Origin of the sequence: Pantoea eucrina, from assembly GCF_001691555.1 — a bacterium.
Taxonomy (GTDB): domain Bacteria; phylum Pseudomonadota; class Gammaproteobacteria; order Enterobacterales; family Enterobacteriaceae; genus Pantoea; species Pantoea borealis.
This window is the reverse complement of record NZ_MAYN01000008.1, coordinates 888,388-902,063: the sequence shown is the minus strand read 5'-3', so window position 1 is coordinate 902,063 and position 13,676 is coordinate 888,388. Positions and strand designations below refer to the sequence as shown.

19 protein-coding genes are annotated in these 13,676 nt (G+C 53.4%); 9 read left to right on the top strand and 10 right to left on the bottom strand.

All coding sequences use genetic code 11. The annotated features are described in order from the left end of the window. Nucleotides 1-102: 102 nt before the first annotated feature. Together BBA90_RS10305 and BBA90_RS10300 are read right to left on the bottom strand one after the other, a co-directional pair. A complete protein-coding gene (locus BBA90_RS10305; RefSeq protein WP_065649048.1) occupies nt 103-1,074 on the bottom strand; it encodes an HNH endonuclease signature motif containing protein in 972 nt (323 codons plus the stop codon). A 153-nt stretch (nt 1,075-1,227) separates the two neighbouring features. Beyond that, nucleotides 1,228-2,553, bottom strand: a complete 1,326-nt coding sequence (locus BBA90_RS10300) for a FliC/FljB family flagellin (protein ID WP_065649047.1) — start codon at nt 2,551-2,553, stop codon at nt 1,228-1,230. Between the two features lie 337 nt (nt 2,554-2,890). On the opposite strand from BBA90_RS10300, the gene fliD reads away from it, so the two are divergent. From fliD to fliT, 3 genes are read left to right on the top strand one after another with little or no spacing between them, the layout of a single operon-like run. Continuing rightward, complete coding sequence (gene fliD / locus BBA90_RS10295) at nt 2,891-4,312, top strand: flagellar filament capping protein FliD (RefSeq protein WP_065649046.1); 1,422 nt, start codon at nt 2,891-2,893, stop codon at nt 4,310-4,312. A 9-nt stretch (nt 4,313-4,321) separates the two neighbouring features. Continuing rightward, a complete protein-coding gene (gene fliS, locus BBA90_RS10290; protein WP_065649045.1) occupies nt 4,322-4,702 on the top strand; it encodes a flagellar export chaperone FliS in 381 nt (126 codons plus the stop codon). A 25-nt stretch (nt 4,703-4,727) separates the two neighbouring features. Continuing rightward, nucleotides 4,728-5,081, top strand: a complete 354-nt coding sequence (fliT, locus tag BBA90_RS10285) for a flagella biosynthesis regulatory protein FliT (RefSeq protein ID WP_065649044.1) — start codon at nt 4,728-4,730, stop codon at nt 5,079-5,081. Between the two features lie 40 nt (nt 5,082-5,121). Here fliT and yedD read toward each other — a convergent pair whose 3' ends face one another. After that, nucleotides 5,122-5,589: a lipoprotein YedD gene (yedD, locus tag BBA90_RS10280; RefSeq protein WP_065649043.1), complete on the bottom strand. Its 468-nt coding sequence runs from the start codon at nt 5,587-5,589 to the stop codon at nt 5,122-5,124. A gap of 147 nt (nt 5,590-5,736) precedes the next feature. Here yedD and BBA90_RS10275 point away from each other — a divergent pair, with 147 nt between their 5' ends. After that, nucleotides 5,737-6,060: a DUF6388 family protein gene (locus tag BBA90_RS10275; RefSeq protein ID WP_039385062.1), complete on the top strand. Its 324-nt coding sequence runs from the start codon at nt 5,737-5,739 to the stop codon at nt 6,058-6,060. A gap of 309 nt (nt 6,061-6,369) precedes the next feature. Next, entirely contained in the window at nt 6,370-6,609 is a 240-nt protein-coding gene (locus BBA90_RS10270) for a DinI-like family protein (protein WP_065649042.1), read from the top strand. Between the two features lie 19 nt (nt 6,610-6,628). Here the strand turns inward: BBA90_RS10270 and BBA90_RS10265 are convergent, their stop codons facing one another. From BBA90_RS10265 to BBA90_RS10250, 4 genes are all read right to left on the bottom strand, one after another. Beyond that, nucleotides 6,629-6,895, bottom strand: coding sequence for a hypothetical protein (locus BBA90_RS10265; RefSeq protein WP_065649041.1), 267 nt, complete (start codon nt 6,893-6,895; stop codon nt 6,629-6,631). A 145-nt stretch (nt 6,896-7,040) separates the two neighbouring features. Beyond that, complete coding sequence (locus tag BBA90_RS10260) at nt 7,041-7,454, bottom strand: hypothetical protein (RefSeq protein WP_065649040.1); 414 nt, start codon at nt 7,452-7,454, stop codon at nt 7,041-7,043. Between the two features lie 88 nt (nt 7,455-7,542). Further along, nucleotides 7,543-7,833, bottom strand: a complete 291-nt coding sequence (locus BBA90_RS10255) for a hypothetical protein (RefSeq protein ID WP_065649039.1) — start codon at nt 7,831-7,833, stop codon at nt 7,543-7,545. Next, entirely contained in the window at nt 7,814-8,203 is a 390-nt protein-coding gene (locus tag BBA90_RS10250) for a hypothetical protein (protein ID WP_065649038.1), read from the bottom strand. Before BBA90_RS10250 ends, BBA90_RS10255 begins: the two co-directional genes overlap by 20 nt. Before the next feature lie 140 nt (nt 8,204-8,343). On the opposite strand from BBA90_RS10250, the gene BBA90_RS10245 reads away from it, so the two are divergent. Next, on the top strand, nt 8,344-9,000 hold the full coding sequence (locus BBA90_RS10245; RefSeq protein WP_065649037.1) for a helix-turn-helix domain-containing protein: 657 nt from the start codon (nt 8,344-8,346) through the stop codon (nt 8,998-9,000). A 40-nt stretch (nt 9,001-9,040) separates the two neighbouring features. On the opposite strand, the gene BBA90_RS10240 is transcribed toward BBA90_RS10245, so the two are convergent. After that, nucleotides 9,041-9,286, bottom strand: a complete 246-nt coding sequence (locus BBA90_RS10240) for a hypothetical protein (protein ID WP_065649036.1) — start codon at nt 9,284-9,286, stop codon at nt 9,041-9,043. A gap of 242 nt (nt 9,287-9,528) precedes the next feature. Here BBA90_RS10240 and BBA90_RS10235 point away from each other — a divergent pair, with 242 nt between their 5' ends. Beyond that, nucleotides 9,529-10,740 carry a diguanylate phosphodiesterase gene (locus BBA90_RS10235; protein WP_065649035.1) on the top strand — a complete coding sequence of 404 codons (1,212 nt, stop codon included), beginning with the start codon at nt 9,529-9,531 and terminating at the stop codon, nt 10,738-10,740. Nucleotides 10,741-10,771: 31 nt separating this feature from the next. Here the strand turns inward: BBA90_RS10235 and BBA90_RS10230 are convergent, their stop codons facing one another. After that, a complete protein-coding gene (locus BBA90_RS10230; RefSeq protein WP_065649034.1) occupies nt 10,772-10,960 on the bottom strand; it encodes a hypothetical protein in 189 nt (62 codons plus the stop codon). A gap of 1,375 nt (nt 10,961-12,335) precedes the next feature. On the opposite strand from BBA90_RS10230, the gene BBA90_RS19325 reads away from it, so the two are divergent. Together BBA90_RS19325 and BBA90_RS10225 are read left to right on the top strand one after the other, a co-directional pair. Continuing rightward, nucleotides 12,336-12,509, top strand: a complete 174-nt coding sequence (locus BBA90_RS19325) for a hypothetical protein (RefSeq protein ID WP_167350670.1) — start codon at nt 12,336-12,338, stop codon at nt 12,507-12,509. Between the two features lie 212 nt (nt 12,510-12,721). After that, nucleotides 12,722-13,114 (top strand): YgiW/YdeI family stress tolerance OB fold protein, encoded by a 393-nt coding sequence (locus BBA90_RS10225; RefSeq protein WP_065649033.1) that lies wholly within the window; start codon nt 12,722-12,724, stop codon nt 13,112-13,114. Between the two features lie 48 nt (nt 13,115-13,162). Here the strand turns inward: BBA90_RS10225 and BBA90_RS19120 are convergent, their stop codons facing one another. Then, nucleotides 13,163-13,474 (bottom strand): hypothetical protein, encoded by a 312-nt coding sequence (locus BBA90_RS19120; protein WP_139074182.1) that lies wholly within the window; start codon nt 13,472-13,474, stop codon nt 13,163-13,165. Nucleotides 13,475-13,676 lie beyond the last annotated feature (202 nt).

Below are 13,676 nucleotides of genomic sequence, written 5' to 3'. Positions count from 1 at the left end.
ATCCAATTCTGTAGCGGTTTCGATTGGCAGAATAGGCGGGCAAAAGCGAGGTTATTTCAAATTAGTGATGGATGGCGGTGACGGACACCGCCGTTGCGGACGTTACCTGTTGCGCTGCTGTAAACGCTGCCTTGTGGCAGGCGGCACCGCGCACCACAGTGCGCAGATTTTGCCCGCCAGCGGCTGATAAGCGAAGCCGTCTTCCGCTTCACTCTCCAGCGCCGCGCTGAGCATCACCTGCCCGGTTTCACCATCAATGCTAATCAGTTTATTGCGGAACAGGCGCTGCAGATCGCTGCGTAAAAACAGGCCATTGTCGACGCTGTTATCCGCCAGCAGCCCCGCCTCGCTCTCGTCGGTGTTGATATGGCACGCCTCCACCCACGGCCAGCCGTGTGGTTCAGTAAGCGGCGTGCCGGTGATGACGCAGGCGCCGTAGCGCGCTTTCACCGCCGCCAGAAACGCCGCCTGGCTGGCGTGCTGCAGCACGCGGGTTTTCACCCGCCGCCCGACTTCGGTGCCGGGCATCACGGCGGCAGGCGCCGGCTGCTGCGGCGTACTCAGCACCACGATAAACTGCACCGCGCGCGACAGGGGAAAACAGGGGTGCGCCTGCGCGTCAAACAGCTGCCAGTACGCCTCCTCCTCCTGCTGACGCATCAGCACCAGCCGGTAGCCCCGGCTGGTGAGCAGGTTCTGCGCCGCCGCCGAGTGCGGATCGAGCATCGCATAGACCCGGCTCTCGCCCATCACTTTCCAGCGCCCGGCCTGGCTGGCGTCGTCGCTGCGGCGAAAATAGAGAAATGCCTGCTGCGTCTTCAGGTAGTGCTCAAAGCGGCGCAGATAGTTTTTGCGTTCGTTGTCATCGCTGATAAACAGCAGCTCGTCGAGCGGACTGTTCAGCTCCTGCTGCGCAAACAGCGCGCGGATCACCAGATGGCGATAGCTCGCCGAGGGGCTCAGCAGGCCGCGTGCAGTGAGCGCCTTTTCGCCGGGATGCTGCTGCGCATAACGCAGCGCGATCTCATCAAACGAGAGCAGCTCACCCGGTAACAGATCGTAGTTGAAGCGCATCGCCCCTCCCTGAGTGGAAAACGTGACCTATAGCGGAATGGTTCTGTAACAGATTATCGGCCGCGCGGCGGCAGGCTGTAGCAGACAGCTGCGGTTTTATACGCAAAAAAAAACCCCGCCGGAGCGGGGTTTTGACGCTTACGCGGTGAGCGATTAGCCCTGCAGCAGAGAGAGAACCTGCTGTGGAACCTGGTTCGCTTTGCCCAGCACGGAGTTACCCGCCTGCTGAACGATCTGCGCTTTAGACATGTTTGACACTTCAGTTGCGTAGTCCGCATCCTGGATACGGGACTGAGCTGAGGTCAGGTTAGTAGTGGTGTTGTTCAGGTTGGTGATAGCAGAGTTCAGACGGTTCTGCACCGCACCCAGGCTTGAACGGAATTTATCTACAGATGAGATAGCTTTGTCCAGCAGCGCCAGCGGATCGTTGCTTGCCGCACCGGCGAATTCAGCCGTTGCCGCAGTTGTTCCGTTCTGGCTCAGCTCGATTTTAGCCTGGTTACCAGTACCACCATCAATAGTGACTTTGGTAGCATCTTCAGTGTTATCTGCACCGTTAGCGTTTACCAGTGAACCGGTTGCGGCAAAGTTTTTGCCCTGCACGGTAACGAAACCAACCGCGTTACCATCTTTATCAGCACCAACCTGTACCAGGCTGCCGGTCTGAGTAGCGTCGGCAACGCCGTTCGCTTTGTCATTATAAGTGACGTCAGCTTTGTTCAGCTTAACGGTACCGTCCTGAGCAACAGAAGCCGCATAGCTCTTATCACCATTCTGTACAACGTATGTTGAAGTCGCTGCGCCCTCTTTAGTGACGTTGCGCAGGGTGAGCGCGCTGGCATCAGTTACACCCAGGTCAGTTGCTACTGAAGCATCCATCTTCACTGCGATTGGTGCACCATTACCGCTTGGGATCTGAGTGATTGGTGCACTTGTTTCCAGCTTGTTGTTTGATACAGAGAAACCGCTCAGGCCCAGAGTGGATGAGTCGATTTTTTTCAGGTCGATAGAGATAGTTTCGCCATCGTTCGCGCCAACCTGAATCTTCATGCTGCCATCTTTCGCCAGCACGTTTACGCCGTTGAACTGGGTCTGACCAGATACGCGGTCAATTTCGCCCAGACGGGATTTGATTTCGTCCTGGATTGAAGAGAGGTCTGAGTTTGAGTTGGTGCCGTTCTGCGCCTGTACGGTCAGTTCACGTACACGCTGTAAGTTGTTGTTGATTTCAGACAGCGCGCCTTCAGTGGTCTGCGCAGCTGAGATACCGTCGTTGGCGTTACGGGCTGCCTGAGTCAGGCCTTTGATGTTAGACGTGAAACGGTTAGCGATAGCCTGGCCTGCCGCGTCATCTTTCGCGCTATTGATACGCAGACCAGATGACAGACGCTCCATAGAGGTAGAGAGAGCAGACTGGTTTTTGTTGATGTTGTTCTGAGTGATCAGCGAGAGGCTGTTAGTGTTAATGACCTGGGCCATGATAAAGTTTCCTGTTTAATCAAGTCTTTCGGTTAAGGTGTGGGCTTCAACCCGTCGGCTTCATCGCCGTCAAAGTTGTTATCGTCTGCCCCTGAACAACCTTTAGATTTTTTTTAGGACCGGGTGAATTTTTTTCGCTTCACCTGCCATGCTTCTGGTTATCGCCACCCGCTTGCGCTTCTTTAGCCCCGCTTAACCTTTTTTTTACCGTCCGAATTACCTCCTTTACGCCCCTCTATTCCGTTTATCACTCACCGGTTATTAATTCTAAACTTTGCCGCGTTGACGCCGATAATTGCGCTATTCACTCTTTGCAGCGACAGGAAAAGGACACTACATGGCCAGCATCTCTTCCCTCGGCGTCGGCTCAGGCCTGCAGCTTGGCGATATTCTCGATAGCTTAACTACTGCAGAAAAAGCGAGCTTAAAGCCGATTACCACCCAGCAGAGCGCCTATACCGCAAAGCTTAGCGCCTACGGCACGCTCTCGAGCGCGCTGACCGCGTTCCAGACCGCCAACAGCGCGCTTAACAGCGCCGATGTCTTCAGCGCCACCACCGCAACCAGCAGCAGCACGGCGTTCAGCGCCACGACGTCGGGCAGCGTGGTGGCAGGTAAATACAGTATCAACGTGACGCAGCTGGCGCAGGCGCAGACGCTGACCTCCGCGGCGCAGAGCAGCAACAGCAGCGCGCTCGGCGACAGCGCCGCCAGCCGCACCCTGACCATTAAGCTTGCCGACGGCAGCAGCAAAGATATTGCGCTCACCAGCGACCAGACCTCGCTGACCGGCATGCGCGATGCGATCAATAAAGCGAACGCCGGCGTCTCTGCCAGCATTATTAAGAGCAACGAAGGCGAGTACCGCCTGTCGCTGACCGCCACCAAAACCGGTGAGGCGAACGCCGTCTCGGCGGTCAGCGTCAGCGGCGACGACACGCTGCAGGCAGTGGTCGGCTTTGATGAAAATGATATCGCAGCGAACAACAAGCTCAGCGTCAGCGTCGCGGCGCAGAATGCGCAGCTCACCGTGAACAATATTCCGATTACCAATAGCAGCAACAGCATCAGCGACGCGCTGGAAGGGATCACCCTGAATCTGACCGCGACCACCAGCGGCAACCAGACGCTTACCGTGGCGCAGGACACATCAAAAGCCACCACTGCGGTAACCAACTTTGTTAACGCTTATAACACGCTGCTCGATCAGTTCAGTACGCTGACCAAATACACCGCGGTGGAAAAAGGGGCTGACGCGCAGGACAGCAGCAATGGCGCGCTGGTCGGTGACAGCACCCTGCGCAGCATTCAGACGCAGATTAAGGGGCTGCTGACCAACTCCGCCAGCAGCTCCGCCTATAAAACGCTGGCGCAGATTGGCATTACCTCCGATCCCACCTCCGGCAAGCTCACGCTGGATGACAGCAAGCTGAAAACCGAGCTGGCGAAAGATCCGGACGGCATTAAAGAGATGATTATTGGTGACGGCAAAAAAACCGGCATCACCACGCGCCTCGCTGAAAACCTTACCAGCTGGCTCGCCACCAAAGGTCCGATCCAGACCGCCAAAGATGGCGTCAGCAAAACGCTGAATGAGCTGACGCAGAAATATAACGACATGAACACGCGCATCAACGATCAGATTGCGCGTTATAAAACCCAGTTTACCCAGCTGGATCTCGCCGTCAGCAAGCTCAACAGCACCAGCGACTATCTGACGCAGCAGTTTGACAGCATGACCAGCAGCTCGAAAAAATAAGGAGTGACCATGTACGGTGCAAATGGCACGCAGGCCTATGCAAAAATTGGCGTTGAGAGCGCCGTAATGAGCGCCACTCAGCCGCAGCTGATGACGCTGCTGTTTGATGGCGCCGTCAGCGCCGTGGTGCGCGCGCGTCTGTTTATGCAGGATGGCAACATTGCGGGTAAAGGCAGCGCCATCTCAAAAGCGATCAATATTATCGAGGCCGGCCTGAAACAGGGTCTGGATGAGGCGTCGGGCGATGAGCTGACGCTGAACCTTATCGGCCTTTACTCCTATATGGTCCGCCGTCTGGTTGAGGCGAACATCAGCAATGACGTGGCAGCGCTGGAAGAGGTTGAAACGCTGCTGCGCAATATCGCTGACGCCTGGAAAGAAGTCGCTTAATCTTAACTCTTTAGGACGCTATGTTATGACTACTGCACCGCACCTGATGCTGGCTTATCAGCAGATCCTCACCCTCAGCCACGGCATGCTGCGCCACGCCAGCCGCGGCGAGTGGGATGATTTGATTACTCACGAAATGGATTACGTCAGTGCGGTGGAGCGTCTGGCGCAGAGTACGGAAACCACGCCGCCGTCAGGTCAGCTGCAGGAGCAGCTGCGTCCGGTCCTGCGTCATATTCTGGACAATGAGAGCGAAGTGAAGCGTCTGCTGCAGGCGCGGATGGATGAGCTGACGCGGCTGGTCAGCCAGTCCTCAGTACAGAAGTCGGTCATGCGTGCTTATGGCCAGCAGGGCGACGTCTGGCTGCCGCAGAGCTGAATGCCTGCCCTCTCCCGCCGGGAGAGGGCCTCTTACTGCGTTACTGCGCGGTGTGTGCCGCGACCGGTTTCATCAGCTCTGGCTCAATATCCTGAATCACCGCCTCATCGGGCCGCTTCGCTACCTCTTCCAGCGCCTGCTGGCACTCTACGGTGGGCTGTTCCACTTTACGCAGGCGCAGACCATCATACTGCAATTCACCGTTTTCCAGCACCAGCGGCATCACGCGCGACTGGCGATTGACGTTGACCCAGTTGTCGCTCAGGCGGGTCAGCTTGCCCGGTTTGGCAATCACCCGCTGCCACTGGCGGCAATCCAGCGTGTCGCCGTCGGCGGTGATAATCAGGCTGCCCAGCGCCTGGCCGCTGATCAGCTTGCTCTGCGGCCCGGCGGTCTGCCAGTTGCCCTGCAGCGCGGCCGGCGCCGGGGTTTTAACCGCATCACTGTAGCTGTTAATCTGCGCACACCCGCTGAGTGCGACGGCGGCCAGCACGATCCACTTTTTCATTTTGATTCCCTGTCCTCGCGTTAATGGCGGCTACGGTATAATTTTTCTCAGGCGTAAGGCAAGCGGTCTGCAGCAAAACCCGGCGCGCCTGACAACGCGCCAGGTTACCGTTACACTATGCGCCGAGTTAATGACCCGGAATAGAGCATGAAAACCCCTGAAGAGTACTATAGCCTGGCACGCAGCCTGTTTTTTACCGCCCACCCTACCTTTCAGGCCGCGCTGGATGAGCTGAGCGAAAGCGACGCTCGCGCGGCGAATATGTCACTGCGTGAACTGCGTGACTGGCATGCCGAACGTATCTATGCGGCTTTTATCCGCCAGAAAAAACTGGATGGTATTCTGTTCTCTATTCAGCTCGCCGAGCCGGATAAGGCGGTCGCCGCAGAGGCGATTGAAGCTTATCTGAAGACGCACGCTGAGGCACTGGGTATGACGTGGGAAGAGTTTTGTATAAAGAATGAGCTGTAGCGCTGCACGGCAGCGAGCAAAGTTGTACAACAGAGAAAATATAGTTGTACAAAGGAATATTTTTGTATAAGTTACGCACCATGACAACCGTCAAGGATTGTCCCTTAACGAATGGTGCGTGTGCGCCACCTCTGGAAGTGGTGCTGGTTTTCCACTTCCAGAGGTTCATTTTTTTCCCTGCTTTTTCAGGCAACCCTTCCTGATTCACCGATGCGTACACTTTTTTCCCTTCTGTGCCGCCTGCGCCCCTTGCTACTGTTTTTATTTACAGTAATATGATGCCCTGACCTTATTTGATGGATGGTTCTGATGTTTGTAGAGCTGATTTACGACAAGCGCAACGTCGCAGGCCTGCCCGGCGCGCGCGAAATGATTCAGGCTGAGCTCGAAAAGCGGGTGCAGCGTGTGTTTCCGGAGGCTGAAGTACGGGTAAAACCGATGGAGCGCAACGGGATCGAAACCGATTTAAGCAAAAACGATAAAGCGACCGTTGCGCGCATTGTCGAAGAGATGTTCGATGAGGCGGATATGTGGCTGGTGGCCGACTAGGCCACCCTGCCGTATGCGGTTAGCTCTCCTGCTCAATATGGTTAACCGCAATCTCTAAATCCTGAATTGTCTGATCAATATTCTCCAGCAGTTTACCCTGCTCATTAATCAGCTGCTCAAAACGTCCTGCGTACTCTTTGTCTTTGTACTCACCGGCATCAAACGCCAGCCAGTGTGCAGAGAGCGTTTCAGTGTTGGTTTGCGCATAGTGACGCATCTCTTTAAGCTGTGAGGTAACATCGCGCAGGTACTCAGGTTTGGTTTTAATCGCTTCTGAATCGCTCATGCTATTTTCCTTTTTGCTTGTTTTGCCAGTTAAAATAACGTCTGAGTGATTAAAGATAGTCGATAATAGCGAAGCCGCACTAAGAATAGTCGGAAGTCTGTGAACGGCTGAAGCTGACATCCCTGTCAGTATAGATGGCTGTACATCAGAGGTATTTTCGCGCCAGCGTTATCAGTTCCGCTTTGGCTGCTTCCCCCAGCTGGCTCACGCCATGTTCAACAAACGTAAATGCCTGCACAAAATCCTTTACCCCGGCATCCAGTGCCGCTGCGGCCGGTGACGTTTTCTCCTCAGCGTTTTGGGCCGGTAATACCGCCGGAGCAGCGTCCGTGCTGGCCGGTGTTGTCGCCAGCGGATCGTCTGCTGCTGGCTGCGCCGCTGTATCAGCCGGTACTCTCTCCTCTGTTGTCGCGGTGACTTCTGCGCCCGCTACGCTCCCCTCCGTTAACGCCGGCGCAGCAGAACTGGCCGGTGCCGTTTCGTTGGCAAAACTCTCCAGCGGGGACACATCGTGCGGCTCCGCTGCTGCTGCCGGGTTAATGCTCTGTTGTTCACTCATGGTACTCTCCTTCTTCCGGGTTAACGATCGCCGCTGCCGTAGCCATACTGCGATCTGACTGGTAATACTCATCAGCGCCTCCCTGCTGCTAGCTGCTGCGTTTAGCCGGTCTGGCCTTTTCCCGCACCACTATTCCGTCAATTTTTAGCTGCAGTTCTGCCAGCTGCTCCGTCAGTTCAGCCACCCGCGCTTCGCGCCGGTCAGAGATTTGCCGGTACTCTTCCCGGATATTTTCGACGCGCTGGTTAGCCTCATTGCTGACGTAGATAAACATGGCCGTCATACCAATGCATATCAGCGATAACAGCAGCATCATTCCTCCCAGCAGTAGCTGACGCCGGTGGTTTCTTATCGTAAATTCACTGTTTATCTGCACCATCACGATTCTCCTCAAGCGTGGTTATCAGTTGATTGATCTGAGTGCGAAGTTTATCGCTGTGATCGGTTTCCGTTGTGGCCAGCAAAATGCCCAGCGCATTTTTTATCAGGCGCAGATCGGTCTCCAGTGAAGAGATGCGGCGCAGATTGCGATCGTGGCGAATGCGCAACTCATCGTTCTCCTGCCGCATCAGCGCATGACTCTCTTTCAGTAACATCACCTGCTCTTTGTAACTGGTGATAATCTCTCCGCCTGCACGATTGCTGGTTACGATGGTTGCTATGCCGGCCAGTAATGGTTTCCAGAACACCGCGGCTGCACCACCGCCGAGAAGCAGTGCGCCAACGCTGGTGATCATACTACTCTCCATGCCTTACCTCTCAGTACTGGCAAGGGCTCCGCCCGGAATACACTGACCTCCCCTTGCCAGTCATATGGTCAGTGTATTTTAAGTTTACTTTAATCAATTAATTTAAGTATACTTAAGTAAATCTTTCAGGAGTTGTCAAGATGCAGAATCAGGAAACGCCAGGCCAGCGTATTCGCGCTCGCCGTAAAATACTGAAACTCACCCAGCAGCAGCTGGCGGCAGACGTCGGGGTGTCGCACGTAGCCATTTCACAATGGGAAAAAAATGAGACGCTGCCGCGCGGCGAACACCTGCTCCGGCTGGCAGAGCTGCTCCAGTGCCCGGCGGCATGGCTGTTTGATGGTGAGGGGGAACCGTTTGCGGTCGTCAGCAGCCACAGCAGCGTGCGGGCTGTGCCGCTGCTGACGCTGCAGCAGGTCACCGGCTGGCTGGATGAGACCCGCCTGCAGCTGCAGCGGGAAGCGGATCGCTTCCTCTACTGTGACAATGCGGTAAGCGACAGTGCTGTCGCCGTTCAGCTGAACGATCATTCCATGCAGCCAGCCTTTCTGCCCGGCGATTTGCTGATATTTGAACCACAGCGATCTGCAGCACCCGGTGAGGTTGTGCTGGCGCTGTATGCCGGGCAGGCGCTGGTCAGAATGTTACGGGTGCACTCTCCTTCTCAGAACGAAGAGCATTTTTTATTGCGTCCGGTTAATGAAGATTATCCTGTGCTGCGCACGGACAGACATGAGGTGCAGATTATCGGCGTGCTGGCTGAGCAGCGCCGGCGTTACCGCGCTGACGATCGGTAAAAACCCGCACGGGGCGGGTGTGGCATAGGGTATTTACCTGTTACAGAACGTCGGTCAGGCGATCGATAACAACCCGGCCTGATGCATCCGTCTGCGTAATACGGTAGTTCACGTTCCATGAGCGGCGGGTAGTAAATCTGTCGCTCAGCACGACGCTTCCTTTTGCCCTGCCCTGGCTGTCTGTGATCTGCCAGCGGGTAGTGGCTTCCCGATCCTGCCTCGCAGCCTGTGTATCCTGCTCAATCAGACGATCTTCTGCGTCCAGTTTTAAGTAATCGCGTAACATTTTATTCCTCCGGCTAACGCCGTTTAAGATACGCATTTCGTTAATCTATTCAATCGAAAATATTTATCGTTAGTGCATATTCATTTCGTCCGATTGATAAATTGAATTGACGCCTGTTATGCCGCCGCGCTTATCAGATAAATAGGTAAATTTTATGCTGATTTAGCCTCTCCGGGCTGGACATCTTTGCCGGTTCGACGGTTAATGTAGAGGCTTAAATAACGTTCCGGCAGGACAATTGCATGCTGACCACTATTCTTTACCGCAGTCATCTTGATGAACATGTTCCCGTCAGAGTTCTTGAAGATATTGTGGCCCGCGCAAACACCAAAAATGCGCTGTCGGGCATAACCGGCATTTTATTATTTGATGGCCGGCATTTCTTTCAGCTTCTGGAAGGACCGGATCGCGCTGTCAGGCATATTTATGAGCGTATTCGTCAGGATGCACGTCATCACAACCTGGTAGAGCTGATGCATGATTTTGCGCCGGCGCGCCGCTTTGGTAATACCGGTATGGAGCTGTTTGATCTGCGTCAGCACGCCAGAAGCAGCGTGCTGCAGGCCGTACTTGATAAAGGTACATCACGCCATCAGCTGACCTACGACGATCGTGCACTGCAGTTTTTGCGTACCTTTGTTGAGGCGCGTGAAAAAGAGAACTATTTTGAAATCCCCCCGGCGAACACGTGGGAGTTTGTCGAAGATGATACAGCACTCCGCGAGCTGAATGACTTTCAGCATTTCATTCAGGATTGCCGCTTTGCTTTCCAGCCTATTGTGGATCCCTTTTCACGGCGCATTGCTGCCTATGAAGCGCTGATCCGCACGCCTTCCGGCGGTGCGCCGGAAGAGTATTTCGCCGCCTTTGGTGGTGATGCGGTTTATCGGGCCGATATTCAGTCAAAAAGCCTGGCATTCAATCTCGCCAGCAAGCTCGGGCTGGGGCAGCATACACTCACTATCAATCTGCTGCCGATGTCTCTGGTGACCGTACCCCATGCGGTAGATTTTTTGCTTGCAGAGATCCACGCCAGCGGTCTCATTCCTGAGCAAATCGTGGTGGAAGTCACAGAGAATGAAATCATTTCACGCGCTGATGAATTTACAGCGGAAGTGCGGAAGTTAAAGGCTGCCGGTATCAGTCTGGCGCTGGATGATTTTGGTGCCGGCTTTGCCGGACTCTCTCTGCTGGCAAAATTTCAGCCCGATAAAATAAAAATCGATCGCGAAATTATCAGTGACGTTCATAAAAGCGGCCCGAAGCAGGCAATTGTGCATGCGATTATTAAATGCTGCGCTTCACTGGAAATTGCCGTAGTGGCCGAAGGCGTTGAAAAAGCAGAAGAGTGGATGTGGCTTGAAGCAGCCGGTATTAATCAGTTTCAGGGCTATCTTTTTGCGCGGCCAATGCTGAATGCATTTCCGTCAATCGCATGGCCTGAAATCAGATAGCATCCGTCAGAAGCGCATCTCTGACTACGATTTACTGCGCCTGCAGCTGCTTTGCAGGCGCATCAAGCCGCTCGCTGAGGATGACATACTTCATCATTTCAAAGGTGCGCTGCGTCATCGGAACCGCGCTGCAGGGACGAAACCAGCCAAACTGCCGCTGATAGAACCATACCTCCGGGTAGCGCTCACCATCTTTCACCCAGTAATATCCATCTTTCATAAGCCTGCTCGCCTCTGTTTCAGCACTGACATTCACCGCCGCTGTTCACGGCATCTGTAAGTGTAGCAGCTGTCGTTCTGTTCGCGGTAAAGCGGAGCGACTCCCGATAGCAACAGCAAACGATCAGGCTGCCATTACCGGTTACCGTCCCGCGCCTGTTTTGCTGGCAGCCAGTTCAGAATGCGGAAATAAATCTGGTTATTAACGCGCTCTTCGTTTCAGAAAAAACAACAGGAATACCGGGTTCATTGTCCTGACAACTTTGTATGAAATAGATTTTGTTTTGCATGAAAAGAGGATAATCATATTCAGCAGTAAATCTGCTATGAATTATATTCATCTATGGAGTTTTTTTTCTATTACTCAGCAGCGTATTACGCGGTTAATTATACAGCTGTAAAACTCATTTACTGTTTCAGTCCCGAGCGGGCCTGGCCAGTCAGATAAAAAGGCGCCTGATAACGCCATACATAACACCTGAAGTTATACATGATTTCTCCATTCGTATAAGTTGCGCTTTATCAATTCGTGCGGTCAGATGAGATCGTACTTTTTATTTCAAACGCGCATAATTTCAGTGCTCCCGATTTTGTCTCGCCTATCATCAGCTTAATCAGCCCTGAGCCTTCTCTTTTGTTTAAAATTAAAGCAAAACGCAACGCCTTTTCGTTACGGGAATTAAAACACCAGACGCTTCTATACAACCAGCGCAAAGCTGTACAACTTTGATGAGCTGTACAACTTAGCCTGACTCCGTGTAAAGTGTGAAATCGATTTCGGCCGTTAAATGTAAACCTGGCAGTGAAAGCCGAAGCCTGTCTGGCACGGCATTGCTGTTAATCGGAAAGCGCAGGCAGGCTGAACGTTAACCCCCGGATAACAGGCTTCTGCTGTGCTGCACCTGGTAATGAAATTCAGACTGATAATGAACAGGAGCCGTATTCTGGTTAATGCAGATACGTATGTTGTGCATAGCCAGAGGATATTCGGCACCTCACAAGGTAAGTTGTAAAATAAGCGAAGCGGTAAACAAGATTGATTATCGACTTTACCTGATACATCATTTTGCGGAAATTTAAGAAGGCGTGCCTTCATTCATTTCTGGAGAGCACTAATGGAAACGGGTTTTTACTGGGTGGGTAGCAGAACAACTGAGCCAGAGGTCTGGTTCTGGGATGCGGGGCGCGGCTTTTACCGGCCCATGGAGCCAATACCTCTCTCTCTGGCGCGCTTTAAATCCGCGGGCTTTGTGCTTCTCAGCGAGAAACTGACGCCTCCTGAAGAGCACTGACGGCACATTTTTCTGTAGAGAATGGCGCGCAGTGCTGTTAAGCGTAGCGCAGCTGAACTATAGTCCTCGCAGGAGGATAAGACGATGCAGGAAGGCTATTACTGGGTGGAATCAGCCACAACGGAACCGGAAGTGTGGTATTACGCGGGAGAGCACAACCCGCGATGGTTTGGCCCAGGCAAAAAAGAGCCGCTTGATGCTGACGCCTTTGCCGGATCAGGCTATCGGGTTATCAGTGGCCGGCTTTCGCTGCCCTGACTGTCTGCACATAATCAGACGGCTGCTCAGCGCAATAAAAAAGCCAGACCGGGTGCTGGCTTTTTTATTGCTGTACAAATGTACCCACGCGATGCCTCCTTTCTTCTTCTGTATACCTTTTGTTCAGACGCTCTATTAATTTTGCTCTCCCCCTGCTCCCCGGCGAAACCTGTGCCATGCTTAACGGGTCGATTGATTTCAAGGAGAGTGACATGAATAAAATTACATGGGCTGCTGTGATGCTGTGTCTGAGCTTTGGCGCTTACGCTGAAAAAGGGGGATTTGAAGCGGGTGAAACGCCGCCGCCGCAGCATAAAGAAGATGCAGGCTATAAAGGATCAGAAGATACCGGTCAGACGCGCGTGTCGCTGATCCGCGATTTCCGTCAGGGCGGATACGTAACCCTTGAAGGGTACATCCTCAAAAAGATCGGTGATAACAGCTATCAGTTCCGCGACAGCTCAGGCACCGTGCGTATTGATGCACCTGCTGAGACCTTTAAAGGTAAAACCTATGATGCCACCGACAAAATCCGCGTTAGCGGCAAAGTCTATGGCAAAGGCAACAGTGCGCACCTGAAAGTTTCCCGTATTGATGAGCCCTGATATCAGGCTGAAAAATTATTGCCGATCGTCACGATCGGCAGTGTTTTATCAGGCGCTGATTTGCCGGTAATACTGTACTGCAGTGTTTTTTCTGCTCTTTACCCGATAACGCGCGTGATTGATAACGGTGATCCATGAAGGATGAGCCGTATTGCGGCTACAGTTATCGAGGATCGCCAGCAGCTCACCCCACATCTCGATTTGCTCCGTTTTATCAACGGTCATCCCCTCTTTCATCGTCTGAATAACCGCATCGACCTGGTGTTTTACGTCGCTAAGATCTTTTCCTGTCTGGTGAGCGGCAGCAAGTTTACGAATCGCCAAAGCGTACAGATTGATACTGACCTGTTGTGAGTGCATGCGCACCTCTGTTGATTATTGGTCTGAGCATTAAAAGTAGCCTGACTTACAGATTTCGCGCTGCGTTTAGCAAAATAAAATGGGTGAAAATCCGCTCCCGGCCTCTGCCGGATCAACCGCGCACAAAATTTCTCTTTCAGCGCGGTTCGCGTGAAGATTGTGCGCTTTGTTCCGCGCTGCACTAACGTCCTGCTTATAAAGG